Here is a 25,110-nt window from a genome sequence, read left to right on the forward strand (position 1 = left end):
GCCAGGCAGTTATACGATGAAACGTCTATGGAAGATGTCCGGAAAGAGCAATTCAGGCGAAACGTGGGTGAAATTTACCCGCGTCTTCATCGTGCCATGCGGGCCTACCTGGCCGGATCATCGGTTGACGCTGAAGACCTGGTACAGGAAGCGTTTTTGAAAGCATATAAAAACCTGGACTCATTTGAAGGAGATTCCGGATTTTATACATGGGTTTATGCCATCGCACGGAACCTGGCCATTGATGAATTCAGGAAGCGAAAATATGAAAAGATGAGGGTAAGCACTCCCTCCGATGAGCTCAGTATTGAATCAAGCGTATCGGATGACGAGCGGGATAGGGAGGAGATCCTGTTGCTGCGCAAAGCGGTGGCCATGCTGCCCGAACTGCTTCGATCCGTTGTAGTGATGAAACTGATTGACGGCCTTACCTATCCGGAAATTGCTGAGGTAACCGGTCTGAATGAAGAAACAGTGAAGAACAGAATGTTCAGGGCCAGGAAAGAGCTGGCCATACTGATGAAGCGAATGGGCGTCCATCAGCCCTGAATAAATAGTATTCACAACTGACAGTGATAGATATGAAACGCAATGAACTTGAGAACAGAATAAACGATGCCGCCGACGGGCTTCTCACCGATGCTGAACGGGTGGTTCTTGAGCGGGAACTGGAGCAGTATCCTGACCTGATGCAGGATTACCGTGACATTATGGCCTTGCCGGATATATCAGGTATCTACGGAACCGAGGATGAGCACAGAGATGCATCCTCGATCAGAAGCATCCGGGAACGCCTTATCGAACACGAACCGTTTTCAATGGCGTCCGTTTTCTGGTTCAAAAAGTTTGCGCTTGCCGCATCACTGCTCATTCTGACGGCCTCATCCCTTGCAGGTTTTTTGACGGGTGCATTTTCCGGGGCAGCGTATACCGATGCGATAACCGCGGATGAATTGATCTATCCGCAAGATCCCAGCTTTGCGGATGAGTATGTAAGCTACATCTCCGACTGGCCCGGTGAAGGTGGAATTGAAGACACTCAGGGCGAAGAAACCAATACAACAGGAGCTCAATGAAATCAAAAACAAAAGCCATACTGGCTTATACAGCCATCTTTGTGATCGCATTTATATCGGGTTTTCTGGCAAGCCGCTCAATTGGCGGATGGGGACCGGAGCATCGCGGTGAACCGCGGGGCTGGGAGCGTGGCGGCGGACCCGGACCTGAAATGCGAGAGAGGATGGAGCAAAGATTATCACGGTACCTGGAACTTGAAGAAGCTCAGGAGGAGCCGTTCTTTGAATCGATGGAAGAATACAGGGTGGATGTAGGGCAGGCGATGCGTGAACGCAGGATGGCCGAACATCAGCTGATCAGAGAGTACTATGAATCATTTCGTTCAGATCTGACCGGCATCCTCGACAGTGTTCAGCTTCAAAAAATGGACAGCCGGTTTCATCCCGATTCGGTTCGACAGCATCGCAGCCCGAACCGTTACGGAGAACGGGGTCGCTGAGCAGATAATGCGTTTTACCAATGCAGTTTTCAACCCTCAGCAGAAGAGTCTTAGAGAGAGCGCAATTTTGGCCGGATTGCTCACCGCAAAGGCGTTTATAGGCGGTTTTTCAATTTTTTTCACATCAAAATGTAAGCCCTTACAAAAAATTGAGCGGTTCATTTATAAATGAAGTTCATTTTTTCTACTTTCACAGACAGTTCTGAAAAAACAGATAATCAATAAAGAGTTTAAAGGCTGCATGAGCAACAAAGAAAAACCGGAATTGTCGCGTAAATCATTTCTTAAAAAGGCCGGTTTCGGAGCTGCTGCACTGATGGGTTTGCCGGTTTTCACTGAAAAGTCCCATGGCAATCATTTTTTGCTGAGCCGTAGTAAACGAAAGGCTGAAAAGTTTTCAGCAAATGATCAAGTGAATCTGGCACTGATCGGAGCAGGCGGTATGGGCCAGGGTAATACCTTCACGGCTCTCAATGTCGATGGAACCCGCCTGGTTGCAGCCTGCGACCTCTACGACAGCCGGCTGAATCGCTGCCGTGAGCATTGGGGAGATGATCTTTTTATCAGCCGTGATTATCGCGAGATTCTGAACAGGAGCGACGTGGATGCGGTGATCGTGGCAACCACCGACCATTGGCATGAAAGAATTACCGTTGCCGCACTTGAGGCGGGTAAACCGGTCTATCTTGAAAAGCCGATGACCCAGACCGTGGAAGAGGGACACCGACTGATTGAGGCCGAACGCCGAACCGGTGTTCCGCTGATTGTCGGGAGCCAGCGTACCAGCTCTATACTGTATGAAAAAGCGCGCGACCTCATTGATGATGGGGAGATCGGCGAACTTAACTTTGTGGAGGCGTACTGGGACCGGCGCTCAGCGATAGGCGCCTGGCAATACTCTATTCCTCCGGGCGCAAATTCGCGTAACGTAGACTGGGAGCGCTTCCGCCAAGGACTGCCGCCCATGGATTTTAATGCCACCCACTTTTTCAGATGGAGAAATTACGATGATTATGGTACCGGGGTTGCGGGTGATCTTTTTGTACACCTTTTTTCAGGCCTGCATCTGATTACGGGTTCTGTGGGACCCAACCGGGTGATGGGTACCGGCGGGCTTCGCTACTGGGAAGATGGCCGCGACGCTGAGGATATGGTTCTGGGCCTGTTCGACTACCCGGAAACGGAGAAGCATCCTGCATTCAACCTCGCACTGAGAGTTAATTTTGCGGATGGCTCAGGCGGCGGGTCCAGCATTAAACTGGTGGGTTCCGACGGGGTGATTGAGATCGGATGGAATACCGTGACGCTTCGGAAATGGAGGGAACCTGACGCACCCGGAATGAGCATCGGTGATTTTGACGCGAGTACCCGCGAGGAGTTCCAGGAGTATTATGCGGAACGGTATCCGGAAACACGTGCCAAAATTATTGAACCGAACGAGTTTGTATACCGCGCACCCGATGGCTATAACGATCGGTACGATCATTTTGTGAACTGGATGAGTGCCATACGCGACGGGGCGTCCGTGGTTCAGGACAGTACATTCGGACTTCGGGCAGCGGGTCCGGCACTTCTTACCAGCGTCAGCCTCAGAGAGAAGAGATCCATCGATTGGGATCCGACAGCCATGAGGGCCGGTTAAACATAAACCAAGTTGAATGATAACGATGAAGAGTAAAAGACGATCCATTTTTTTCACCCTGATACTGATCACACTGACAGGCACTATGGCATATGCTCAGCACAATACCCTTACGGAAGAGGAGAAGGCGGACGGATGGATGCTGCTTTTTGACGGCGAAAGCACAGAGCACTGGCGCGGGTACAACATGGATGAGTTTCCCGACAGGGGATGGCATGTGGAGGATGGTGCACTGGTCTATCGTCCCCCGCAGACCGATACCTGGAGCTCAGCACTTGATATCATCACGCGGGAGAAATTCAGTGACTTTATGTTCAAAATTGAGTGGATGATTGAAGAGGCCGGAAACAGCGGCATCTTTTATCATGTGCTGGAACAGCCAACCCAGGCGATCTACTGGTCCGGACTGGAGATGCAGATTCTTGACAATATCAATCATCCCGATGCAGACCAGGGAATTGCGGGCAACAGAAAAGCGGGGTCCCTCTATGACCTGATCCCCGCCGATCCGCAGAACACGCGCCCCCATAACCAATGGAACTCCGTTACCATCGTATCGGACGGACCCAGGGTAGAGCACTGGCAGAACGGAGAAAAGATACTTGAATATGAGCGCTGGACCCCGGAATGGTTCGAGATGATCCGGAACAGCAAGTTTAACGGTCACCCCGAATTCGGTGCGATGCGGGAAGGGCATCTTGGCCTTCAGGATCACGGGGATGTGGTAAAATTTCGCAACATCAAGATCAAGGAACTTTAGAAGTACGTAATTAGCAACAGAATCAGAACATAAGTAAGTACGTGTATTATGAACCTAAACCTGAAAGCCAGACAGAACAATACCTACGACGCTATCGTGGTGGGTACGGGAATTAGCGGCGGCTGGGCTGCAAAGGAACTGACTGAAAACGGATTAAACACCCTGGTGCTGGAGCGGGGACGTAATGTGCGCCACGTTGAAGACTATCCGACAATGCTGATGAAGCCCTGGGAAATACCGTACAATAACCAGGTTCCGCCGGAAGAGGCGAAACACTATCAGAAGCAGATGCGAACCGGCTATACAATCCGGCAGACCACGAAACACTGGTGGGTCCGCGATACGGATCAGCCCTATGAAGAGGTCAAGCGATTCGACTGGATACGTGGATATCACGTGGGCGGCCGATCCATTATGTGGGGCCGCCAAAGCTACCGGCTGGCCCCGATGGATTTTGAAGCCAACGCAAAAGATGGCATTGGAGTGGACTGGCCGATTCGGTATGACGACCTGGCACCGTGGTACACGCATGTGGAGAAGTTTGCGGGCATCAGCGGAGAGGCTCTGGGACTGCCTCAGCTGCCCGACAGTGATTTTCTGCCTCCATGGGAGCTGAACTGTCTGGAGGAGGTGCTGAAAGAGACCATGGCCGAACGATTTAACCGCGTGCTCACAATCGGCCGGACAGCAAATATGACGCAACCGCACAACGGCCGCGGAAAGTGCATGTCGCGAAACCTCTGCAGCCGGGGTTGTCCCTATGGCGGATATTTCAGCAGTAATGCATCTACGCTTCCGGCTGCTGCCGCGACAGGAAATATGACCCTGAGGCCTCATTCCATCGTCGATTCAGTGATTTACGATGAAGAGCTGGGTAAAGCAACCGGTGTAAGGGTGATTGATGCCGAAACACTGGAAACGACTGAATACTATGCAAATGTCATCTTTCTGAACGCATCCTGCATGAATACGACCCTCATCATGATGAACTCCATTTCCGACCGTTTTCCGAATGGACTTGGAAATGATTCCGGTGAGCTGGGGCACAACGTAATGGACCATCACTTCAGGGTAGGTGCAAACGGCGAGTACGACGGGTTTGAAGACAGATATTATTGGGGCCGCCGGCCAACCGGATTTTATATCCCCCGTTACCGAAACCTGGAAAGAAATGACCGTCCTTACCTCCGGGGGTTTGGCTACCAGGGAGGAGCCAGCCGGGAGGGATGGCAGCGGGGCGTACGTGAGCTTGCCATTGGCGAACCCCTGAAGGAGTTTGTTCAGGCCCCCGGAAGGTGGACCATGGGGATGACCGCATTTGGCGAAATGCTCCCCGATCACTCCAACCGTGTGTACCTCGATCGCGATAAAACGGATAAGTGGGGTCAGCCTACACTGGTTTTCGATGTGGAATTCAAGGAAAATGAGTACAAGATGCGTGAGGACATGAAAAATGACGCGGCTGAGATGCTTGAGGCGGCCGGGATGAAAAATGTGCGGACATTTGACGATCCGGGCGGACCCGGCCTTGGCATTCACGAGATGGGTACCGCCAGAATGGGGCGGGATCCGAAAACATCGGTGCTGAACGGATGGAACCAGGTTCACGCCTGTAAAAATGTATATGTGACGGACGGGGCCTGCATGACCTCAGCCGCCTGCCAGAATCCATCACTGACCTACATGGCATTCGCTGCAAGAGCAGCCAACCATGCAGCTGAAGAACTCAAAAAAGGAAACCTGTAAGATCATGGAAAAAATCGACAGAAAAGAAGCGATCAAACGAGCCGCGGCACTGATGGGGGGCGTGGTTTTTGCTCCCAGCATCCTGGGTGTTCTGAAAGGATGTACCGCATCGCCCGGGCCCTGGCAGCCTGAACTGTTCAGTTCGCGACAGGCGGCGTTTACTACAGCCATGGCCAACACCATTCTACCCGGCGCCGCCGAGCAGGGCGTCCCTGCATTTATCGAAAGCATGGTGAAGGATATCTATACCGAAGAGCAGCGTGAGATGTATATTGACGCCATGGACACACTTATCGAGAAATGCGTTGTTGAAACCGGCAGCGACTTTGCGGAGCTTGATGAGCAGGCACAATTTGATTTTGCAACGATTGAAAACACAAATGCAGTTGAAGCCGGATATGCGGAAGGCCCGCAGTTTTTCCTGATTCTGAAGGAACTCACCATGGTAGGATTCTTTACATCGGAATACGGGGCTACGCAGGTGCTCAGGTATCAGGAAATACCGGGTGTTTACCAGGGGTGCATACCGTTTGAGGATGTGGGTAAAACCTGGGCCACAAGCTGAAACTGACTTAACTTATGTCGGGTTGCCACCGGGGCATGGAAGCATGAGTTGTGATCTTGTTCCGCAACCGCGATAATCAATTCATTACCTAACGATATGAGCATCTCTCCTCAGCCGCGTCCCAAACTTGGTTTCTGGGAAATATGGAACATGAGTTTCGGATTTCTGGGTATTCAGTTTGGGTTTGCACTCCAGAATGCAAACGTGAGCCGTATTTTTGAAACGCTTGGTGCCAATGTAGACCTGATTCCGCTTCTATGGCTCGCGGCTCCGGTTACCGGCCTTGTCATTCAGCCGATTGTCGGATATTTCAGCGACCGGACCTGGACCCGTCTTGGTCGCAGGCGACCCTATTTTCTATGGGGAGCCATTTTTGCCTCTGCGGCGCTTATTGTGATGCCCAATTCTCCCGTTCTCTGGGTGGCTGCGGGGATGCTCTGGATCCTGGATGCATCCATCAACATCTCCATGGAACCGTTTCGTGCATTTGTGGGCGATACGCTGCCGTCCGAACAGCGCACCAAGGGTTTTGCCATGCAAAGTTTTTTTATCGGAACCGGTGCCGTGGTCGCATCCGCGCTTCCCTGGATGATGACCAACTGGTTCAATGTGGCCAACACCGCTCCGGAAGGGGTGATACCGCCGTCCGTGAAGTGGTCGTTCTACATTGGAGGTGTGGTCTTTCTGCTGGCGGTTATGTGGACCGTTTTTCGCTCCCACGAATACTCACCGGATGAGCTGGAAGCTTTTGAAGCGTACGATGATTTACAAATAAGCGGAGCTGATGAAGCAAAACGGGATATCCCGATCGAAGCCGGGGAAGGGAAAAAGAAAGTGACGTTTGGAAACATCGCACTCCTTGCGGGATTGTTGCTCTCGTACTGGGTCTGGTCGGGGAGTTACGACAGTGAGCTCTACATCCTCACCGTGGGCACGGCCGTGCTGGGGCTGGTATCTCTGATGGCAGGGTTCCTTCAGAAATCCGGCAATACAAGCCAGGGTTTGGTGGTTGTGGTTCACGATTTTCTGACCATGCCCAAAACCATGGTGCAGCTCGCGGTGGTACAGTTCTTCTCCTGGTTTGCACTTTTTGCAATGTGGATCTATACAACCGCAGCCGTTACATCCCACATCTATGGAACCAGCGACACCACATCCATTCTATACAACGAGGGAGCCGACTGGGTGGGAATTCTATTCGCTGTTTACAACGGTTTCGCGGCCGTCATTGCCTTTGCGCTGGCGCCTATGGCAAAAGCAACCAGCCGCAAGATTGTTCATGCCATTGCGCTGATTGCGGGCGGACTCAGCCTGATATCGATCTACTTCATGCCGAACCCAAATCTTCTCATCATTCCGATGATCGGAATCGGCCTTGCCTGGGCCAGCATCCTTGCTATGCCCTACGCCATCCTGGCCGGGTCACTCCCCGCGAGTAAAATGGGACTCTACATGGGAATTTTTAACTTCTTCATCGTGATCCCGCAAATTATCGCGGCCAGCATGCTGGGTTATATCACGCGCAACTGGTTTGAAGGGGAGGCGATCTACTCCCTGATGCTGGGAGGTGGCGCCATGATCATTGCCGCTGCATCGATGTATTTTGTAGATGATGTGGATAACCCGGATGCGTGATTGGTTTGGTGTTTTCTCTTAATAGTTCTTCCCAGAAACCCCTCGAAAGTGATTCGGGCGTTGATGAATATCCAGCCTCGGGGTTCAGATGGGTGCTTCATCCAACCCCGGGTTGCACCCGGGGCTACTGAGATTCAACGCCTCCGGCGTTGGAGGCAAGAAGGCATATCTGGCGGCGCGGTAAGGAGCTTCCTGCATTTTGGATTCTTATGCGCCGCCCCTGTCAACTCCGCTACCTGTCATCCCGACTAAGTGATCCGTCCCGATTTTTTGCGGGGCGGAGCCCGCATGGAGGGAACCCCCAAGCGTCTCATTTGGATAATCCTTACTGTAAGCCCCTCGACAAAAATCCGGGCGTTGATCAAAATCCGGCCTCGGGGTTCAGATGGGTGCTTCATCCAACCCCGGGTTGCACCCGGGGCTATTGAGATTTAACGCCTTCGGCGTTGGAGGCAAGAAGGCATATCTGGCGGCGCGGGAAAAGAACTTTTATCAATTTAGAATTCTTATGCGCCGCCGCTGTCCACACGAGGACTGTCATCCCGAGTGAGTGAAGCGATCAAATCGAGGGATCTCCCAGCGTCTCAATTGGATAATCCTTCCCATTAACCCCTCGACATGAAACCGGCATTGAGAACAGGCCTCAGGTTTGATTTAAGAAAAAATATTACTTCAGGAAACTTCATACATCGCTCATCGCTCATCGCTCATCGCTCATCGTCCATCGCCAGTCGCCAGTCATCCACTATTTTTCATGACTCTTTTCTTAGTTGCAACAGTTTTGTAAATTGGTTGCAACCAATATAAGGGCCATCGAATGTCTGAAAAGAAAAAAAATATCGTTTGGTTCGGGATGAAGCTCACTCCTGAAGAAAAGCGGAAGATTGAACTTCTTGCCGATAAGAAGGGGATGTCTCAAAAAGAGATGATTCTGAGCCTCGTGGAAGAGGAAGTGCTGGAATACACCGTAACACTCCGTGAAGGTTCGCTGCTCGATCGTGCTCAAAGCCTAACAGGCGTTTTTGAGGGCCCTGATGATCTTTCTGTAAATCCAAAATATCTGGAAGGATTCGGTGAAAAGAATCTTCATTGATACAGGTCCCATGATATCTCTTTTGAATAAAAGAGATTCGCACCATCTCTGGGCCACCCAACGCCTGAATCAAATGGATGAACCCATGACCATTGTCACGGCATCCGTTACGGAAGTTCTTTTTATTCTTAAAAGAATGGGTGTTACGGCTGCGCATTTTTTTAACTGGGTAGATGAAGGCATCCTGGTTGTCGAAAATCCTTATCCGGAAAAGAAAGAGCTCATTCACAGACTTTACGGTAAGTACAGTGATATCCCTGTTTCTTTTGCGGATATTTGTCTGCTCGCCGCGGCTTATTCCAATTCAAATGTATCTGTTTTTACACTCGACAGCGATTTTCTGTTATTCAGGAATTCAAAAGGAAAACCACTGGATCTCATTTCACCTTTTGCCTGATATCCGCCTGAAAAGTTCCTATCATTCAGGCTGAATAAATGCTTCGAAATTCACGAAGCAATAGTTTAACATTACAACTCATAAACTTGTATTAAGCAAAGTGAACCACCCCCGACCCCTCCTTGCCCCATAGGGATCCCTGCGGGGAAAAGGAGGGGAGACTCTCTTCCAAAATTCGTATATAGAGTTCACGTTAAACAGATATTTAATGCGACTGGACCCCAAATATTTCAACCTGTTTATTGCCATTTGCGCACTGCTCACGCTGATTGTGATCATCTATGGTACTATCAACTACAGCAACCAGCAGGCACTCGAATTTCGCGACAATCTGGAGGCCGTACAGCTCGATACGCTCTCATTCAACCGCTTCAACAGTGATGAAATCATATCCCTTACACAGTTTGAGGGCGAACCGGTGATTATCCAGTTCTGGTCCACATGGTCGGGCAAGTCGATTGGGGTGAACCGGTTTCTGGATGAGTATATTGATGTGCATCCCTCACTCAGGGTGGTCGCTGCCATTGTACGTGACGGCGATGAACAGGTAAGCCGCTATCTTTCAGAGAATAATCATGACTTTATCATCGTGCAGGGAACCGAATTTTTTCAGGAGATTCTCATTCCGGGCGTACCCTCGCAAATTCTGATCAGCCGGTCGGGAACGTTGTTCGACGCTCAGGTGGGTGACGATATCGACGCCCTTCGCACAAAACTGGACAGCCTGTTGCGCGATGGCACTTAATCCCCCTACAGACTCCGGATACGTAATGCTAAACGGGAAGATCCTGCCCAGAGACGGGGCGCGGATATCACCCGAAATGAACGGCATCTATCACGGAACGGGCGCATTCGAAACCATGCTATCCGATCGCGGGGCCATCTTCCGGTTCGAGGATCACGTACAGCGACTGCAGCGGGGCCTGCAGTACCTCGAACTGCAATCGGACGCATTTCAAGATGCCGAATATTTGCGAGGTGATGTGGAGAAGCTGCTTGATGCAAACGGACTGCAGGAGAAGCGCTCGCGGGTCAGAATTCAGGTATCGGAAGCCGGCGACGGCGGGTACTCGACACAGGCACCGCTCCCCGGCATCACCCTCATAACCGCAGATGAATTGCCTGATGCGGCCGTGAATCCTGTTCGCCTGGTAACCTCTCCGGTCCGCACCATACCGTCCGCATCCAGGCCAGCAGAACTGAAACTGAGCAACATGCTTCACTACCGTGACGCAATGCGCCGTGCCAAACGAAAGGGCGCGGATGATGCACTGCTGTTATCAACTGGCGGAAGGGTTGCCGAAACCGCCATTGCAAATATTTTCTGGTTCAGGAAAGGCATAATCCGGACACCCTCACCGGCATGCGATATCCTGCCCGGAATCATGAGGGATGCGCTGAAACGGATGGTGAAGGAGTCTTTTGTGGAGCAGTTTGAAATGGAGGAAGGCGGTTTTCATCCGGAAGATCTTCATGGTGCAGAGTGCGCATGGATCACCAACAGCGTTAGGGGTATCACTCCCGTATCAAGTTTGGATGAAACAAATTTTGAAACAGAACATCCTTCATTTATGTACCTCAAAAAGAAGATGTCCGGCTACATAAAAGCGGGTTTGGAATGACATGACGGATCAACCGATGCGATTTGAAACAATCGAACAGGTGGAGAAGTATCTGGAGTCCATTCCCAAATTCGGGTTAACAGGATCGGGAGCAGCCAATTTCAACCTCGACCGGATGATTCGTTTCTGCAGCCGTCTGGGGAATCCGCAGGATCGTTTTCCGTGCATTCATGTGGCAGGAACCAATGGCAAGGGAACCGTTTGCCAGATGCTGGCTGCAGTCTATCAGACGGCAGGTTATCGAACAGGTCTTTACACCTCACCCCATCTGCTGGATGTGAAGGAGAGGTTCCGGATCAATGCAGAGGAGATCGATGACAGCTCACTTCTTGCATTTTTCCGGGAGAACGATGCCCTTATCGCGGAAGAGAAGCTGACTTATTTTGAACTGACCACCGTGATCGCATTCTGGTATTTCAGCCGCGAGAAGGTGGATATCGCCATCCTTGAAACGGGACTCGGCGGGAGGCTGGATGCGACAAATGTAGTGAATCCGCTCGTGTCGGTCATAACCTCCATTGGTATGGATCATGCGGATATTCTTGGAGATTCGATCGAAAAAATCGCCGCAGAAAAAGCCGGAATCATCAAGCCCGGCAAACCGTTCGTGATTGGAAATTTGAAGAAGAAGGCGCGTGAGGTGATCTGCAGGATCGCTGCTGAAAAAGGGGCTGAGTGTCTCGAAGCGGATACGGCGCGCCCTGTAGTGGAGGATGACACGTTTCAGTTCGAAGGAACAGGACGGTACAAAGGTGTCCGGTTTCACAGCAGCGCTGAGGGCAGAAAGCGGATCGATGCGATCAATGCAGCCATGACGATGATGGCAACAGAAAGAGCCTGTGAACGTTTAATGGTAAAGCCGGAAGCAATAACAGAGGGAATTGAGCGTCTCAATTCACTTTTTCCCCGTCATGCACACTTTGAGCGGCTTCTGCCGGATGTAGAATGGTACTTTGACGGAGCCCATAATGCAGAGTCCGTAGAGATATTGATTGATGAACTGCTTTCAAGGGCACCGGCGCATGAATGGACAGTTGTTTTGAGCTTCATGAGCGACAAACTGACCGGGGAGGTCGCATCGCTGTGGAACAGATTCCCCCGGATCCTGTATTATGTGCAGGATCGTGAGCGGGCGGCGAGGGAGGAACAGATGAAACGCCATTTTCCGGAAGGAGAGCAGATAACAGACCTGAAGGAGGTTTTCAGCAGAGAACAGGAGCTCTCAAAATCAGAATTAGTAATTTTTAGCGGAAGTTTTTACTTTTATGAAAAGATACGGCGCTGGATGGGAACCATGTCCGCCTGACAAAAAAACTACTTTCCGCACTACGCAGAATTAAATCCCCTGAGCGTTCCGCTGCTTTCAAGTTGTACGCTATACCCTGGATGAATTTCACTCAAGAATCAAACTCTCATTATGTCGGAGAATCAGACCGATCTCGATTCACGTATCGATTTCGATAATTTATATCAAAAAAAGCTACCTGAACTGAAGGAAATTGCGAAAGCAATGGGGATCAAAGGCGTTTCCACCCTTCGAAAACAACCGCTTATTGACAGGATAAAGAATGCGGCCGGAGGTGACCAAAAATCATCAACGGGAGCCGGTTCAGGTGAAGAAAGCGGCCCGATGTCCGTACAGGATGCTGTTTACGGAGCACAGTCTCATATTCAGACCTACGATGAACCCGGTAAATCCGGCGGCGACAGAAAACGCAGAAACAAGGGCGGACAGGATAACCGCCATCAGAACAAGAAGCCGAATAAAAATCATGTAAGCAATGTGCTTCCGGAATCGGACGCGCCCACGCTTCAGGAGCGTCTGAACGATATCATACCGGAACTGGGCAAGTTTCTGCTGAACGAAGGTACCCTTGAAATTCTGCCTGACGGATACGGTTTTCTGCGATCGGTGAACTATAACTACAAAGCCAGCCCTGACGATATTTACGTATCACCCTCACAGATCAAGCGATTCCGCCTCAAGCAGGGCGATTGCGTTATCGGGATTATTCGTCCGCCCAAAGTGGGTGAGCGTTATTTTGCGCTGCTTCGTGTGGAAGGCGTGAACGGTAAAATTCCGCGCGATATGGACAACCGCGGTGATTTTGAGGATCTGCTGCCCGTCTATCCCGATATGCGGTACAAGCTGGAGAACAAACCCTCTGAATACACCACGCGATTGATCGACCTTTTTGCACCTATCGGCAAGGGACAGCGCGGGATTATTGTGGCTCAACCCAAGACCGGAAAGACAACCATACTGCGGAACATTGCCAATGCGGTAAATGTGAACCACCCGGATACCAAGATTATGATCCTGCTGATCGATGAGCGCCCCGAAGAGGTGACCGAGATGCAGCGCACGGTAAAGGATGCGGAAGTGGTAGCCTCCACATTTGACGAGAAACCCGAAAACCACATTGGACTGTCCGAAATCGTCTTTGAAAAAGCGAAACGCCTGGTAGAGAGCGGTCAGGATGTGCTGCTGCTGATGGACTCCATTACGCGCCTTGCGCGAGCCTACAACGTGGCGGGAAGCACATCCGGACGAACCATGACCGGCGGTGTGGATTCCGAAGCGCTCAAGGCCCCGCGTCAGCTTTTCAGTTCCGCACGGAACATTGAGAACGGAGGCAGCCTCACCATCATCGCCACCGCCCTGGTGGAAACCGGCTCGCGAATGGATGACGTGATTTTTGAGGAGTTTAAGGGTACGGGTAACATGGAGCTGGTTCTGGACCGGCGTTTGGCAGAACGGCGCATCTTTCCCGCTATCGACATCTTCAAAAGCGGTACCCGCCGCGAAGAGCTGATCGTCTCCGATGAGGAGAGAGAAAAAGTTGTCCTGCTTCGCCGCTACCTGAACAACCACAACCCGTTTGAGGCGATGGAGTTCCTGCTCGACAAGATGAAAGGAACCAGGAACAATGACGAGTTTCTGATTTCGATGAATAAGTAATTCAGGTACAGGGTACAGGGTACAGGGTACAGGGTACAGGGTACAGGGTACAGGGTGCAGGCAGACGTCAGACGTGAGACGAGAAATTTGATAAATGATTGTCTTACTACTTGGATCTCACTACTCAATACTCAATTTCGCCTTTTCACTTCGTGGGAATCGCCTTCGGCTCGGAGCTCTGTTGTTCGGTTGAATATTGCCTTCAGAATGGTTCATTGTTCAGAATAGATCTGAGATCGTATATCGCCATTCTATCTTCTGAGATCACGCCCTGGCACTGTCCCGGAGGGACAACTGATCGGTAGCCCCAATCGGGCGCAAAAGCCGCCTCCGGCACGGATTGTCGAAAAATCGGGAAGCAGAATCCGGAGGTAAATCAAAGTCATTTGGGAGAAGGTTCATGATGCATGGCGTATGGTTGTACGCTTCAGGTTACATTCTGCAATCTTCAGGCACCACAAAAACAAGCTGAAGGCTGAAAGCAGATTATTCCTCAAGTCCGCAAGACGGCATATGCGAGCAGGGAATTTATTCCCCGGAAATGGGCAAAGGACAAAGAGTGCAGATTTCAGGGCGCGTGATACAAGCAGCAGTCTCCAAGCTTCAGCTAACCGTTTTAAAGTATAGTATGTTTACGTGGTAAATAGCACTTCTTCAGTTCTTCTGTTCATCCGTTCTTCCGGTCGCCTGTTTCTTTCACTTCTTCGGTTCCTCTGTTTGTCTGTTCCTCTGATTGTCGGTTGATCAGTTGTGCGGTTGCTCTCACTTTATCGGTAAAGATCTGAGAACATATATCGCCAATCTCCAATCTGAGATCATGCTTTTTCTGTCCCTGGGGGACTGCATGCAGATAATTTATTCCTCTCCATTCGATTTTTTGCATTCCCATTTTTTTCCTTTGGGTCTCATGTTAATTGAGTTATTGGGTTTAGCTCCAATCAAGCCAAAAAGAAAAGAGTCCCATACACAGTTTCATCTTTTCAAAAACTGATAGGACAACCAAGCGCCCTGCTGATTACAGTCTTGCACGAATAATTCTGAATAACTGCACTCATAATAATATCAAATGGAGAACAAGTGGTACACACAAAAAGGAGAGGTTCATTGAGAGGGAAGATGCAGAGTCATGCATACTGAGGTATGCAGCTCTGCATCTTAATTTTCAGGAACTCTAACAAAGTAATAACTAACTGGAATGACAAAAAAGCCGCATAAATATTCAGCACCAGCAGAGGCTTCGGATGTAGAAGAAATTATTTTGGCAACCATGCTGATGGACAATGGAATCATTCCGGAAGTTTCTGAACTACTGCAGGAAGAAGATTTTTATACTGAAAGACACCGGATTTATTTTAAGCAAATCGTCCATCTGCATGACTCCGGACGAGTTGTTGACCTTTTAACCCTTGAAAGCAGGTTAAAGCAAATCAATCAGTTTAAAGGGGAAGAAGATTCAGCACGTCTTTCAGATATCTTGATAAGCGCAGGTTCCTCTTCCAACATCAAATATTATTGCCAGATTGTTAAGGAGAAATCAATTCTTAGAGATCTTTTTAGGTTCGGAACGGAGATATCTGCTCTTTCTGTGAATCCCGCAACTGATGCTTTTGATTTGATTGATCAAACAGAAAAGAAAGCGTTTGAACTCTCATCTCAAACCTATTCAAGAAAATCGTCAGAAGTTTCTTCAGAATTGGTGAGTGTAATTAAAAAGATCGACGAACTTAGAAGAAACCCAACGGATATTACGGGGGTTGTATCGAGTCTTGATACTGATAAGCTAACTGGTGGTTGGCAGCCGGGAGAGCTCATTATCATCGCTGCACGGCCTTCTATGGGGAAAACTGCTTTTATGCTGACATGCGCCAGAAATGCACTGGCAAGAAATGAAAGCAACATAAATGGGGTCGCAATTTTTAGTCTTGAGATGAGTAACGAAGCGTTAACCAAGAGACTGTTAACGATGGAAGCCAGGGTTAACGCCCTAGATGCTACCAGAGGAAGGTTGGATGACATTCAAATGAAATCTCTCTACCGTGCAGCCGAAAATCTGTCGAGCTTAAAAATCATTTTAGATGACACACCCTCCATCAGTATCAGTGAGCTCCGGTCAAAATGCAGACGGATAAAATCCGAACATGATGTTGGTTTGATCGTGGTGGATTACTTACAGTTGATGCAGGCGGGATCTGACGAAGTCTATAACAGGGAACAGGAAATTGCTGCCATAAGCAGGGGGTTAAAGTCTATAGCTAAAGAGCTGAATATTCCGGTCATTGTGCTTTCTCAGCTTAGCAGGGCAGTTGAGCAAAGGGGTGGTGATAAAAGGCCTCAACTAAGTGATTTACGGGAATCCGGTTCTATAGAGCAGGATGCTGACCTGGTAATCTTTTTGTACAGACCGGAATACTACGGCATTACTACGACAAGTGAGGGGAGGCCAACGGAAGGACTGGCTGAAGCTATCATTGCAAAGCAACGAAATGGACCTACGGGTACCGTTACCGTGCGTTTTATTAAGGAGTATGCGAGGTTTGAAAATTTGATAAATGAATAGTCCTTGGAACTTAATTAGTCTTTAAAGCTCTATATCATATAAAAGACATGTCTTAGTTGGGTGCTATATATGTTATTATTCTTGATCAGTTGAAAAATACTTCTAAAATTGTCCTCACAAGTATGGGAAGGGCAGAAAAGAATATAACCGATAAAGTTGCAACGATGGATTTAAATTTGAAAGGCCATACGTTTAGATTTTCGATTTTCTCTCTAAGTTCCAGCAGGCTTTTCATTCGTTCCAGCTCAATTGTGTCCCCGGAATTCAAATCACTGTAAGAATTCGGAAGAAGATCATGGATGTGATCGTCAAGGTCATTGAGCATCTTAATTTTTTCTTCCTTCAATTTTTGAACAACGGGAGCGGGTGTGATGAATAATATGCTCAGGAGGATCATACCGGAAAAGATACCGTATGAGATCACGATACTGTTTATTGGGATCAATGAAAACAGGACACTGGTGAGGCTTAGAGCTATGTAAACACTTGCAAGTACAGCCATTTTGCGTGTCATACTCAACAAAAAGTCGGTTTTACCCGAATTGGCCTGCCATAAATCGATATTGATAAGTGGTGCAATTTTATAAGTTTGTTCTATATACTTCACCAGGCTGTATACTGCGGCGCCTGTCACAAAGTTTACAGCAAACAGGAATACTGCAAGGGTTAATTTTAAAGAAAAATGTTCGGGCCAGATATCAAATAAAAATGGAGTCAGTGAGACTGCGGTACCATAAAGCAAACCGGCAATCATCATGCCAGGGAAATGTAATATTTTTGCGCAGTACTCTTGATACCTTCCAAAAATTTCTTTTTCCGCTTCAAGATCCATCGAACTTGAAAAAAAATTCAGTCCGCGATTAGTAACGTGTTTTGCCATGGATGAAAGTCCAAAAACAAGAATGACAGTTGAGCCAAACAAAAGCCCCACGAATATGGAATCAACAATGTTTTGGGTAACGAACCACTGCAATATGAGGTAAATAAGCCCTGTAAGAATTGTTGGGGCTATAAAGGAAACTTTTGCCTTCGGGTTCGTAAAAACTGCCCGATATTTATTCTCCGTGTCCATGTTATTCAAGATGGTTGCTTATGCATTCAATCAACTTTAACGGGTTCTCCAGCATCACACTATGACCTGAATCCGGTATTTCTATGATTGGGGCGTCGTTTAAATGAGCAGACAATTTCTCCAATGTTTTTGGTTTAGCCAAACGGTCATATTGACCTCTCAAGAGTGTAATTTTAGAAGTAGGGTAGTTGATTTCTGGACTGTAAGGCTCTAGCATGATAGCCAATAGGTTATGGGCGGATTGTGGGTCGACATTCTTTATGGAGTATATCAATGGGTTTGCATCGATTGAGCGATTCCAGAGTGTTATAACATTTAGATCCTTTACAAAGATCTTTAACACCCGATCCGGTAGGCCACGCAAAGCCCTTAGAATCCAGTTAAGTTGAATGAATTTTGATAATGCAGGAATGTAATTAGGCAGACCATCTGATGGACAACCCAACAAGAATAGGTGCCGAAACTTAAATTTATGATTTGATAGTATGTGAAGACAAAGAATGGCACTCAGCGAATCAGCGACAATGACCGGTTTTTGAGTGTGATTGGTTACTTCGTTTATAAAGTGATAAATATACTCAGCATAAGATGTCATGGTAACATTTTGAGGCTGAATAGGGGATGATTTCCCAAAACCCGGAAGGTCAACCTCAAATGTTGTAAATGCAGATGAAAAATGTTCTGCAATATCTTTCCAAACCCGTCCGGAGTGGAGCCAGCCGTGAAGAAAAATCATTGGCGGACCCTGTCCTTTCTCTAAATAGTGAATGGATATGTTTCCAATTTGCTTGGATTTAGATAATCTGTCTCTCAATAGCGAATGATATGAATGCAGGCAACTATTAGTCTAAGATCAAGTATCAGAAAATGAACTATTCACAATTAAAAGGCAAAAGCAGATCCTGTTAACAAGAAATCGATTCTTGATTCTATGTAATTAAGCTATGACTGAATTGAAAAAACCAAAAATAACTTTTTGTGACAATAATCCGGATGTTGTGAACTCGTTAAGGGAGGCTTTTTCTGCAGAGTCTAATGTGTATTTTGTCGAAGGAAATATTCTGGACTATGCCCGTGATACAATCTTTTCGCCTGCAAACAGCTTAGGTTTTATGGATGGCGGAGTAGATCATGATTATGTTCGATTTTTTGGGATTAAAATACAAAACAGCGTGAAAGAGGTATTCGCTGCCCGGCCAGAAGGATTTGTGCCCGTTGGGGCAGCCGAATTGGTACTCACAGGGCATGAAACGATTCCGAGACTTATTTTGGCACCCACGATGTTTGAACCTATGGTTATACCGTCATATAACATTTTTCGTTCATTCCGTGCAGCTCTGAAAAAATACCGGAAACTAGGTTTAGAAGGGGAGATTTTTACACCCGGATTCGGGACCGGAATTGGCCACGTCTCAGCAGAGGATGCAGCAAAAATGATGCTTATGGCTTATCAGTCAGTATTTCAACACAATGAAGCTGAGTAAAATATGGGTATGCTCATTTTCCAATCATGATTAATGTTGCATGGCATAGTAATTAATTCTTTATCGAGCGATGTTGGAAATTATTACATCCATATTTTCTCCATTTCAAAATATCGCTTCTATCATTTGCGATTTTATAATCACATTTGAACTTTCAGGCATTGGTTATAAAAATTAAAAGACCCTTTGATAGGAGTATATATCTCCAATTGCACCAATCTTCGATTTATTTACCGTTGCCCAGAGTCCAACCTTACTATAGAATGAATGGCGGGAAAATTACACACTGTAAGTGATACGCTATGGTATCTTAGTTCACTCATGAGAGTAAGACATATAGACAAACTAAAAACAAATGAAGGGTCAAACTAGCATGGAAGAATCAAAAAGGAATTTTGTAAAAGACGGTGATAAATATATATACGTTGGGGAGATTGAAACCACAAATCTTCCGCCTGGCATTTACGTGCCATTTGTTTCTGACAACGGATTTACACTTGAAGACACTTACCTAGGGGAAAGGGACAGAAGCTTGTACCGACATGAAGAGAATACAAAGAACGCAAAATTCATAGGTTATCATTTGAGAAATTCGGATAAATTCAAAATCAATAAAGCTGTAAACATTCAAATACCTAATAAGCAGATTCTTCCTTTAGAAAATTATAGTCCAAATTTTAAGGCAATTTCAGAGAGGATTGAAGTTTTTCTCAAAAAAATCAATTCAGATAAGACCAATAACCAGTTCAAAGAAGATAAATATCTGATTGCAGGTGAACCTGGAACAGGCAAATCTGAGTTCGTGAAGAGAGAATGTAAAAAAATGGTCTTGCTATATGATGCTAGAGTCATTCTGATCCACAATCAAGATGACCTAAGGGCAATGTATAGCGCACATGGTTTCTCTACCATAGAAAAGAGTTTTAAAGATGAACTTATTGTTTATGTGTTTGAAGAATTTGATTCATTAATTGAAAGTTTTGGTGAAAATATATTCAAGGAATTACTGGATTCGAAGGTTCGTAATAGAAAGCAAATAACATTTATGATCACGAATTATCCGGACAAGTTACCTGTAGCTATTACTAGAAAAGGCCGGATTGATTACATTGAAATGATTGGGCCTAAAAGCTTTTCTATAAACTTTATTTATGACTTATATGAAACGTTGATTGGCGAACAACTACCTAAAAAACATAGAAATAGTGATTGGCTTGAAGAAGTAAAAAACAGGTTGACACCGGCTGAGATCGTCAATCTAATCAAAGAATCATACTTCTATAACGAAGATATTGACGAGACCTGGAGAAGAAGAAAAGTGAAAACTGAAGAAGAAGAAATCATTTTAAAACGAAATGGTGTAACAGGCTTTTAATGAATCACGAAACCATTTTTCACGATTTCCCATACTCCACTGAAGCGTCCCCATGCATTATCCAGCCGGCGGCATCGTCTTGAAACCATGCCGGGTGGGTCTGTTGCAGCCATTGGAGTGTCTGCCCATACGCCTGTCCGGCGCTTTGGGGCCGGGTGAGCCACCTGCGGTAAAACTGTTCAGCTATGGCCCGGCTCCGGTTGTCATCAATGGGCCACAGGTAGCCAATCACGCAGCGCGCTCCGGCGGCCAGCAGCCCATAGACCAGTCCCATGACTTCATCGTTCAGGTCCCCCTCCCCGTAGGTCCCCTCACAGCTGCTCAGGTAAACCAGGTCGACCCCTGTCAGGTCAAGTTCCCCATCGAGCAGCTGCCGGGCGGAGAGGGTCTGCCCGTCCAGCTGGATGTAGGAGGCTGCCGGGTCGCTGCCGTCGTAGACCCCATGGGTAACCAGGTGCAGCACGCTGATAGTTTGGTCTTGAAGCTGCCGCCGCAGCCCCGGGAGCCTCATCTGTCGGCCTTGCAGCAGGATGGCCTCCGGTACCAGGGCGCTGAGCATGGTACACTCGTCCTCACCATGGTCTAGGCCGCTGTCCAGTGGTGGGCCGGCAATGAGCAAGCGTTTTGCTGAGGGAGTATCTTGGGGCTGTTTACCCGACAAATGTACGGCCAGGGAGAGTGCAGGGGTAATCCTGGTTGGTACCTGGCTGGCCAGCGGGCCGGGCTGCGGCTGTCCATCGTACCAGTGCACCGGCGCGGATTGCAGCGGGAGTACATGGAGCATTCCGTGGGGTTCAATCAGGATCTCGGTGGGCAGTTCTTCTAGCTCGTTTAGCTCGTCAATCCAGGGCTGCAGGATCCTATCGGCAGTGGTCTGTACCGCCCAGTGGTGCATCTTTTTACGGGCCATGGCAAGAAACCGGCCGCGCTTGGCCCGCAGTGATAAGTCTTTTGTGGCGCGCACTGCCGGCCAGCTAAAACTGCCCTGGTCCCAGTCGTCGGTGATGTTCAGCTCATCGGCGGTTTTCCACAACTGGTACTTGGCCTCTTCAAGCGTCTCATCCCACCAGGGTGGGTCGTCGCTTTGCTTGTCGCCAACAGGCGCATCGAAGTCCTGGTGGGTGAGGGGGCCTGCCTGCGTAAACGCATCCTGCCGGCTGCGGGTGCCCCACATAAAGGGCTCATCCTGGCTAGAGGTGGAACCACCGCGGGACATGTATTCTTCCAGCCACTGGGACCGGCTCAGGGCCAGGTAGAGCTGGCGGATGGTATCGTCGGGCAGGGAGAAGGATTTAACAGACAGAGGCAGCTCGCGGTCTTCTTGCACCTGCCACAGGGGTACCAGATAGACGACCAGCCGGTCGCGGCCGGTAAAGCTGTAGCTGACCAGCAGGGGGCGCCCGCCTAGATAGTTGCTCATCAGTGATCGTTTAAGCGACAAGGCCAGCTGCACAGGCTCAGCCACGACAGGGCAGGGCAGGGGGTACTCGCCGGAGCCGGAGTGGCCAAACCTGATTTGTTCGCTCAGGGTTCGCCCTTTGTGGCAGTGCCAGTGGAAGGCCTGCCGGAAGTCGGCGACCTGTTCGTGCAGCAACACTTTTTGAACCTGCTCGAATAAAATTGCATACGTGTTTTGCAAGGCTAGCCGCTCACCGGCCGTTGGAAGGCCCGCCCGATGGGTGTTGAACTCCTGCAGGGCCCGTAAAATGGTCTCGTGCGCAAGCTCATACCTACCAATAACAAGATATACATGACTTTGCACGCGTAAACTATTCCATTTCACCCCAAAAGCGTTCTGCGGATCCAGTTGCTCAGCCTGCTCAAGGCGCTGCAATGATTCAGACCATTTTTGAAGACCAGATAGGCAAGAACCGAGATTAAATGCTGCCACTGCAAAATTATTTGTGAAGCAACCCGGATTAATCGATTCAATTTTCTCATGAAACTGCAACGCTTGGCGGCATGGATTTTCAGCTTTTATAAACTTGTTTTGTTTAATAAGACACTGCCCAAGATTTAATGTCGATCTTGCTAAACCTGTGGTATGCTTCCCTGGAGATAAATTCTCTAAGAGTTCGAACAGTCTATTCGCTAGCCTGAAGAATTTTTCAGACTGCTCATTCTTATATTGTCTGATTAAACTTAAACCCAAATTTAATGAGGTAATTGCCACCATATCATTGAATCTACCTGAGTTGGCAGTTTCAAGTTGCTTATATAGTTTGAGTGCTTTTTTGAAAGGCTCCTCAGCTAAGGACTCCTTTCTTTGATCCAGAAATATTTTTCCAAAATTAAACGCTGTTTGAGCTAGTTCGAGTGTATATCTCCCTGGATCTCTCGATTCTAGAACCAGATAAAGCTGATGTGAATAATTGATGACTTCTTGGGCATGTTTTAATTTATCTTGATTTTCAAGACTACTTCCAAGATTATTTGCTGATGAAGCCAGAAGTGAGGTATGTCTTCCAGGTTCAATTAGTTCGAGTCGAATGTAGAGTGATAATGCTTTTTTGAAGAGTTTTTCGGCCTGTTTGTAATTACTTAGATGTTGATGACAAAGCCCTAGAAGATCAACCACTAAGGCTAACCAATAGGTGTACTCCCCAGGACTCTTTGCTTCAAGAGCCCTGAATAGATGACGAGCTTTCATGAGGGGATGCTTGGCCAGGTCCCACTCAGCCTTATTAATATGAATTTTAGCTTGTTGAACTAGCCTTTTAGCCTCTTCATCCATTTTGCTTTCAAATGAATATCTTTGTATCTCGATTCAATATTTATATTGATGAATTAGAAATAATTAAGGGATAATTACTTGAAAAGAATATTGAAACGTAATGGCTATGAGAATAGAAACTCAGGTGTATACCCCTCTTTTATAAGTACAATCAGATCTTCTGATGGAATACGAATTTTGTCATTAACCATTTTGAAAGTTTTTCCCGAAGCTCCTTCTTTATGGAAGGTTATAGTTAGTGATTTCAGACTTTCATTCTCATCTTTTTTTATGGCAGAGAATTCTATTGATTTATCAACAGTATCAAAATGCATTTTAATCTCAAAGTCATTATTTGGTAAAATGAAAGATACAGGATAATTTTCTTCTTCGTTTAGTGCCTGCAGTACTATGTTAGTAAACAAATTGCTTTGTTCGTCTTTGTTGCCTTCACCAATTTTAGAAATGTTACGCTTTAAAATGGGATTCCAAATACTCAATCCCCTTACGTACATAGCTGAAAGAAGCGTTACTAAAAGGATAAAAAGCTCATCTTGAGAATCGGCTTCAATTAGTTGATCACGATATTCTGGATCGAGTTCAAGATCAACAGATTCACCCTCATATATCGAAGGTGATTTCTTTGCCATGAAGTTCTTCAATGCATCTTGACGCTCCTTTCGAAACTCTTCTCCGTAAAAATGTAGAAGGGTCTTTAGCTTGTTTTCTGTCAGTGAAATATTATGTTCACTTTGCAAAATACCAGAGAGATGTTCCAAACATGTGTCCCTAAGCTCAGTGGCTGCTTCACTGTTACTCACCTCAAATGTGTCGATCAGTTCAGCATTATTCGAACCTTCAAAGTATAACTGATGAAGAAATTCTGTTTGTTGTTCTTCCAAACTGTACAAACTTCTCATTACAGGCTCTTTCAAATACTTGAGTATTTTATCAGTTTCTTCTATTGACTCGAGTAGATTTTTATTTTCCATTTTTTTTTATAATTCTGGTTGAATTTATATACCTGTTTCCAAAGCAAATACTTTGTAATAGGTTGGATAATTAGTACAAATATCTTCCCACCAATCTGGTTTTGTTTGGTTCAAATGATTCATGATCTCTCCTAATTCGTTCAAACGTCTCTTTTTTTGTGCTCTTAAACTATTTTTATTTAAACCGGGGAATATAGTTTCGAACTCATCATAGTAAAATGTTGCAAGTTTTTTTTCATTCTTTTCTGTAGTGTACCTTTGTTGTTCTACAATTTTTAACTCCAGCCAAGAAAGCGTAATAAACCAATGAGGAACTTCGCTGCTCAGAGAATTTGATGGAATGTAAAAATCGTCTTGATATTTAATAACATAACTATAAAATCTTAGCACAGATTCTGGTCTGTTCTCAAGAATAGAAATGTCGAGATTATTAAATAGGACAATGAATGTATTATCTCCTAATATATTAAGTATATCCTTTTTTGATATATCAATGAGAATGTTGTTCTCTCTGTTTGGTGTATTTAAATCATCTGGTGGAGCAGTTGATTTTGGAGATTTCATTTTTAAAGTTCTATTCCTGATGACTCGGTATAAATACCCCTCTATATTATCAGTATCATAGTTACTGAGTCCCTGCCATACGAATTGATGCTTATCTTTTAGATTACTTAGATTTAAGATCAAATTCCCGATCACATCGTGAACTGCAAAATCCGTACCCCGCACACTGTAGTAAGCTTTCTCGATTGTAGTGAAATTCTTATAAAAAAACAGAGAACCAGTACAAGTTGCTAATTCTTTAAAACCTTTTTTTGATAATAGTATCGTATTCTGGATATACTCCCTGTTAGTCCAGACAGCATATGCTTCCTTCAATCTACCTTTCTGAGTTAGTTGCTCAATTTTACTTGCTTCTTCAACTATTACATCGAAATCTTTTGCCATAAAGAGAGATTTGCATTTACCTTAAATAAAA

General features: G+C 46.9%; 23 protein-coding genes. 17 read left to right on the forward strand and 6 right to left on the reverse strand.

Going from position 1 to position 25,110, the window contains the following annotated elements:
* Nucleotides 1–27: 27 nt before the first annotated feature.
* The 14 genes from DDZ15_RS11020 to rho all read left to right on the forward strand — a co-directional run bounded on the left by DDZ15_RS11020 (nt 28) and on the right by rho (nt 13,938).
* On the forward strand, nt 28–549 hold the full coding sequence (locus DDZ15_RS11020; RefSeq protein WP_109647135.1) for an RNA polymerase sigma factor: 522 nt from the start codon (nt 28–30) through the stop codon (nt 547–549).
* 32 nt (nt 550–581) lie between these two features.
* Nucleotides 582–1,076, forward strand: coding sequence for a hypothetical protein (locus tag DDZ15_RS11025; protein WP_109647136.1), 495 nt, complete (start codon nt 582–584; stop codon nt 1,074–1,076).
* The gene (locus DDZ15_RS11030; RefSeq protein WP_109647137.1) at nt 1,073–1,516 is read left to right on the forward strand and encodes a hypothetical protein; all 444 of its coding nucleotides are present in this window, start codon (nt 1,073–1,075) and stop codon (nt 1,514–1,516) included. Before DDZ15_RS11025 ends, DDZ15_RS11030 begins: the two co-directional genes overlap by 4 nt.
* 241 nt (nt 1,517–1,757) lie before the next feature.
* The gene (locus tag DDZ15_RS11035; RefSeq protein WP_109647138.1) at nt 1,758–3,158 is read left to right on the forward strand and encodes a Gfo/Idh/MocA family protein; all 1,401 of its coding nucleotides are present in this window, start codon (nt 1,758–1,760) and stop codon (nt 3,156–3,158) included.
* 25 nt (nt 3,159–3,183) lie between these two features.
* Entirely contained in the window at nt 3,184–3,918 is a 735-nt protein-coding gene (locus DDZ15_RS11040; protein ID WP_199222945.1) for a 3-keto-disaccharide hydrolase, read from the forward strand.
* A 48-nt stretch (nt 3,919–3,966) separates the two neighbouring features.
* A complete protein-coding gene (locus DDZ15_RS11045) occupies nt 3,967–5,664 on the forward strand; it encodes a GMC oxidoreductase (protein ID WP_109647140.1) in 1,698 nt (565 codons plus the stop codon).
* Nucleotides 5,665–5,668: 4 nt separating this feature from the next.
* Nucleotides 5,669–6,229: a gluconate 2-dehydrogenase subunit 3 family protein gene (locus tag DDZ15_RS11050; RefSeq protein ID WP_158278684.1), complete on the forward strand. Its 561-nt coding sequence runs from the start codon at nt 5,669–5,671 to the stop codon at nt 6,227–6,229.
* 96 nt (nt 6,230–6,325) lie between these two features.
* Nucleotides 6,326–7,864, forward strand: a complete 1,539-nt coding sequence (locus tag DDZ15_RS11055; RefSeq protein WP_109647142.1) for an MFS transporter — start codon at nt 6,326–6,328, stop codon at nt 7,862–7,864.
* 817 nt (nt 7,865–8,681) lie between these two features.
* The gene (locus tag DDZ15_RS11060) at nt 8,682–8,957 is read left to right on the forward strand and encodes a hypothetical protein (RefSeq protein WP_109647143.1); all 276 of its coding nucleotides are present in this window, start codon (nt 8,682–8,684) and stop codon (nt 8,955–8,957) included.
* A gap of 10 nt (nt 8,958–8,967) precedes the next feature.
* A complete protein-coding gene (locus DDZ15_RS11065) occupies nt 8,968–9,354 on the forward strand; it encodes a PIN domain-containing protein (RefSeq protein WP_146198575.1) in 387 nt (128 codons plus the stop codon).
* Nucleotides 9,355–9,562: 208 nt separating this feature from the next.
* Nucleotides 9,563–10,099 (forward strand): TlpA family protein disulfide reductase, encoded by a 537-nt coding sequence (locus DDZ15_RS11070; RefSeq protein WP_109647145.1) that lies wholly within the window; start codon nt 9,563–9,565, stop codon nt 10,097–10,099.
* Nucleotides 10,089–10,976, forward strand: a complete 888-nt coding sequence (locus DDZ15_RS11075) for an aminotransferase class IV (protein ID WP_109647146.1) — start codon at nt 10,089–10,091, stop codon at nt 10,974–10,976. Before DDZ15_RS11070 ends, DDZ15_RS11075 begins: the two co-directional genes overlap by 11 nt.
* Before the next feature lie 16 nt (nt 10,977–10,992).
* On the forward strand, nt 10,993–12,282 hold the full coding sequence (locus DDZ15_RS11080; RefSeq protein ID WP_158278685.1) for a bifunctional folylpolyglutamate synthase/dihydrofolate synthase: 1,290 nt from the start codon (nt 10,993–10,995) through the stop codon (nt 12,280–12,282).
* A 111-nt stretch (nt 12,283–12,393) separates the two neighbouring features.
* Entirely contained in the window at nt 12,394–13,938 is a 1,545-nt protein-coding gene (gene rho, locus DDZ15_RS11085; protein WP_109647148.1) for a transcription termination factor Rho, read from the forward strand.
* Between the two features lie 667 nt (nt 13,939–14,605).
* On the opposite strand, the gene DDZ15_RS11090 is transcribed toward rho, so the two are convergent.
* Complete coding sequence (locus tag DDZ15_RS11090) at nt 14,606–14,827, reverse strand: hypothetical protein (RefSeq protein ID WP_109647149.1); 222 nt, start codon at nt 14,825–14,827, stop codon at nt 14,606–14,608.
* A gap of 306 nt (nt 14,828–15,133) precedes the next feature.
* On the opposite strand from DDZ15_RS11090, the gene dnaB reads away from it, so the two are divergent.
* Nucleotides 15,134–16,495 (forward strand): replicative DNA helicase, encoded by a 1,362-nt coding sequence (gene dnaB / locus DDZ15_RS11095; protein WP_109647150.1) that lies wholly within the window; start codon nt 15,134–15,136, stop codon nt 16,493–16,495.
* 85 nt (nt 16,496–16,580) lie between these two features.
* Here the strand turns inward: dnaB and DDZ15_RS11100 are convergent, their stop codons facing one another.
* Together DDZ15_RS11100 and DDZ15_RS11105 are read right to left on the reverse strand one after the other, a co-directional pair.
* Nucleotides 16,581–17,567 (reverse strand): hypothetical protein, encoded by a 987-nt coding sequence (locus DDZ15_RS11100; RefSeq protein WP_109647151.1) that lies wholly within the window; start codon nt 17,565–17,567, stop codon nt 16,581–16,583.
* A gap of 1 nt (nt 17,568) precedes the next feature.
* Nucleotides 17,569–18,303 (reverse strand): alpha/beta fold hydrolase, encoded by a 735-nt coding sequence (locus tag DDZ15_RS11105; protein ID WP_109647152.1) that lies wholly within the window; start codon nt 18,301–18,303, stop codon nt 17,569–17,571.
* Nucleotides 18,304–18,511: 208 nt separating this feature from the next.
* Between DDZ15_RS11105 and DDZ15_RS11110 the strand changes: the two genes are divergently transcribed.
* Both DDZ15_RS11110 and DDZ15_RS11115 read left to right on the forward strand, forming a co-directional pair.
* Nucleotides 18,512–19,051 (forward strand): macro domain-containing protein, encoded by a 540-nt coding sequence (locus tag DDZ15_RS11110; protein WP_109647153.1) that lies wholly within the window; start codon nt 18,512–18,514, stop codon nt 19,049–19,051.
* A 373-nt stretch (nt 19,052–19,424) separates the two neighbouring features.
* Nucleotides 19,425–20,426 carry an AAA family ATPase gene (locus tag DDZ15_RS11115; protein WP_158278686.1) on the forward strand — a complete coding sequence of 334 codons (1,002 nt, stop codon included), beginning with the start codon at nt 19,425–19,427 and terminating at the stop codon, nt 20,424–20,426.
* Nucleotides 20,427–20,445: 19 nt separating this feature from the next.
* On the opposite strand, the gene DDZ15_RS11120 is transcribed toward DDZ15_RS11115, so the two are convergent.
* The 3 genes from DDZ15_RS11120 to DDZ15_RS11130 all read right to left on the reverse strand — a co-directional run bounded on the left by DDZ15_RS11120 (nt 20,446) and on the right by DDZ15_RS11130 (nt 25,079).
* Complete coding sequence (locus tag DDZ15_RS11120; RefSeq protein WP_109647155.1) at nt 20,446–23,160, reverse strand: CHAT domain-containing protein; 2,715 nt, start codon at nt 23,158–23,160, stop codon at nt 20,446–20,448.
* A gap of 104 nt (nt 23,161–23,264) precedes the next feature.
* Complete coding sequence (locus DDZ15_RS11125) at nt 23,265–24,131, reverse strand: hypothetical protein (protein ID WP_109647156.1); 867 nt, start codon at nt 24,129–24,131, stop codon at nt 23,265–23,267.
* A gap of 24 nt (nt 24,132–24,155) precedes the next feature.
* Nucleotides 24,156–25,079, reverse strand: coding sequence for a hypothetical protein (locus DDZ15_RS11130; protein ID WP_109647157.1), 924 nt, complete (start codon nt 25,077–25,079; stop codon nt 24,156–24,158).
* Nucleotides 25,080–25,110 lie beyond the last annotated feature (31 nt).

This window comes from Rhodohalobacter mucosus (assembly GCF_003150675.1).
Taxonomy (GTDB): domain Bacteria; phylum Bacteroidota; class Rhodothermia; order Balneolales; family Balneolaceae; genus Rhodohalobacter; species Rhodohalobacter mucosus.

What these genes read in the sequence shown, in the direction of transcription:
- DDZ15_RS11020 (WP_109647135.1), top strand. Translation starts at nt 28, where the DNA reads ATGGAAGATGTCCGGAAAGAGCAATTCAGGCGAAACGTGGGTGAAATT.
- DDZ15_RS11025 (WP_109647136.1), top strand. Translation starts at nt 582, where the DNA reads ATGAAACGCAATGAACTTGAGAACAGAATAAACGATGCCGCCGACGGG.
- DDZ15_RS11030 (WP_109647137.1), top strand. Translation starts at nt 1,073, where the DNA reads ATGAAATCAAAAACAAAAGCCATACTGGCTTATACAGCCATCTTTGTG.
- DDZ15_RS11035 (WP_109647138.1), top strand. Translation starts at nt 1,758, where the DNA reads ATGAGCAACAAAGAAAAACCGGAATTGTCGCGTAAATCATTTCTTAAA.
- DDZ15_RS11040 (WP_199222945.1), top strand. Translation starts at nt 3,184, where the DNA reads ATGAAGAGTAAAAGACGATCCATTTTTTTCACCCTGATACTGATCACA.
- DDZ15_RS11045 (WP_109647140.1), top strand. Translation starts at nt 3,967, where the DNA reads ATGAACCTAAACCTGAAAGCCAGACAGAACAATACCTACGACGCTATC.
- DDZ15_RS11050 (WP_158278684.1), top strand. Translation starts at nt 5,669, where the DNA reads ATGGAAAAAATCGACAGAAAAGAAGCGATCAAACGAGCCGCGGCACTG.
- DDZ15_RS11055 (WP_109647142.1), top strand. Translation starts at nt 6,326, where the DNA reads ATGAGCATCTCTCCTCAGCCGCGTCCCAAACTTGGTTTCTGGGAAATA.
- DDZ15_RS11060 (WP_109647143.1), top strand. Translation starts at nt 8,682, where the DNA reads ATGTCTGAAAAGAAAAAAAATATCGTTTGGTTCGGGATGAAGCTCACT.
- DDZ15_RS11065 (WP_146198575.1), top strand. Translation starts at nt 8,968, where the DNA reads ATGATATCTCTTTTGAATAAAAGAGATTCGCACCATCTCTGGGCCACC.
- DDZ15_RS11070 (WP_109647145.1), top strand. Translation starts at nt 9,563, where the DNA reads ATGCGACTGGACCCCAAATATTTCAACCTGTTTATTGCCATTTGCGCA.
- DDZ15_RS11075 (WP_109647146.1), top strand. Translation starts at nt 10,089, where the DNA reads ATGGCACTTAATCCCCCTACAGACTCCGGATACGTAATGCTAAACGGG.
- DDZ15_RS11080 (WP_158278685.1), top strand. Translation starts at nt 10,993, where the DNA reads ATGCGATTTGAAACAATCGAACAGGTGGAGAAGTATCTGGAGTCCATT.
- rho (WP_109647148.1), top strand. Translation starts at nt 12,394, where the DNA reads ATGTCGGAGAATCAGACCGATCTCGATTCACGTATCGATTTCGATAAT.
- DDZ15_RS11090 (WP_109647149.1), bottom strand. Translation starts at nt 14,827, where the DNA reads ATGGGAATGCAAAAAATCGAATGGAGAGGAATAAATTATCTGCATGCA.
- dnaB (WP_109647150.1), top strand. Translation starts at nt 15,134, where the DNA reads ATGACAAAAAAGCCGCATAAATATTCAGCACCAGCAGAGGCTTCGGAT.
- DDZ15_RS11100 (WP_109647151.1), bottom strand. Translation starts at nt 17,567, where the DNA reads ATGGACACGGAGAATAAATATCGGGCAGTTTTTACGAACCCGAAGGCA.
- DDZ15_RS11105 (WP_109647152.1), bottom strand. Translation starts at nt 18,303, where the DNA reads ATGATTTTTCTTCACGGCTGGCTCCACTCCGGACGGGTTTGGAAAGAT.
- DDZ15_RS11110 (WP_109647153.1), top strand. Translation starts at nt 18,512, where the DNA reads ATGACTGAATTGAAAAAACCAAAAATAACTTTTTGTGACAATAATCCG.
- DDZ15_RS11115 (WP_158278686.1), top strand. Translation starts at nt 19,425, where the DNA reads ATGGAAGAATCAAAAAGGAATTTTGTAAAAGACGGTGATAAATATATA.
- DDZ15_RS11120 (WP_109647155.1), bottom strand. Translation starts at nt 23,160, where the DNA reads ATGGATGAAGAGGCTAAAAGGCTAGTTCAACAAGCTAAAATTCATATT.
- DDZ15_RS11125 (WP_109647156.1), bottom strand. Translation starts at nt 24,131, where the DNA reads ATGGAAAATAAAAATCTACTCGAGTCAATAGAAGAAACTGATAAAATA.
- DDZ15_RS11130 (WP_109647157.1), bottom strand. Translation starts at nt 25,079, where the DNA reads ATGGCAAAAGATTTCGATGTAATAGTTGAAGAAGCAAGTAAAATTGAG.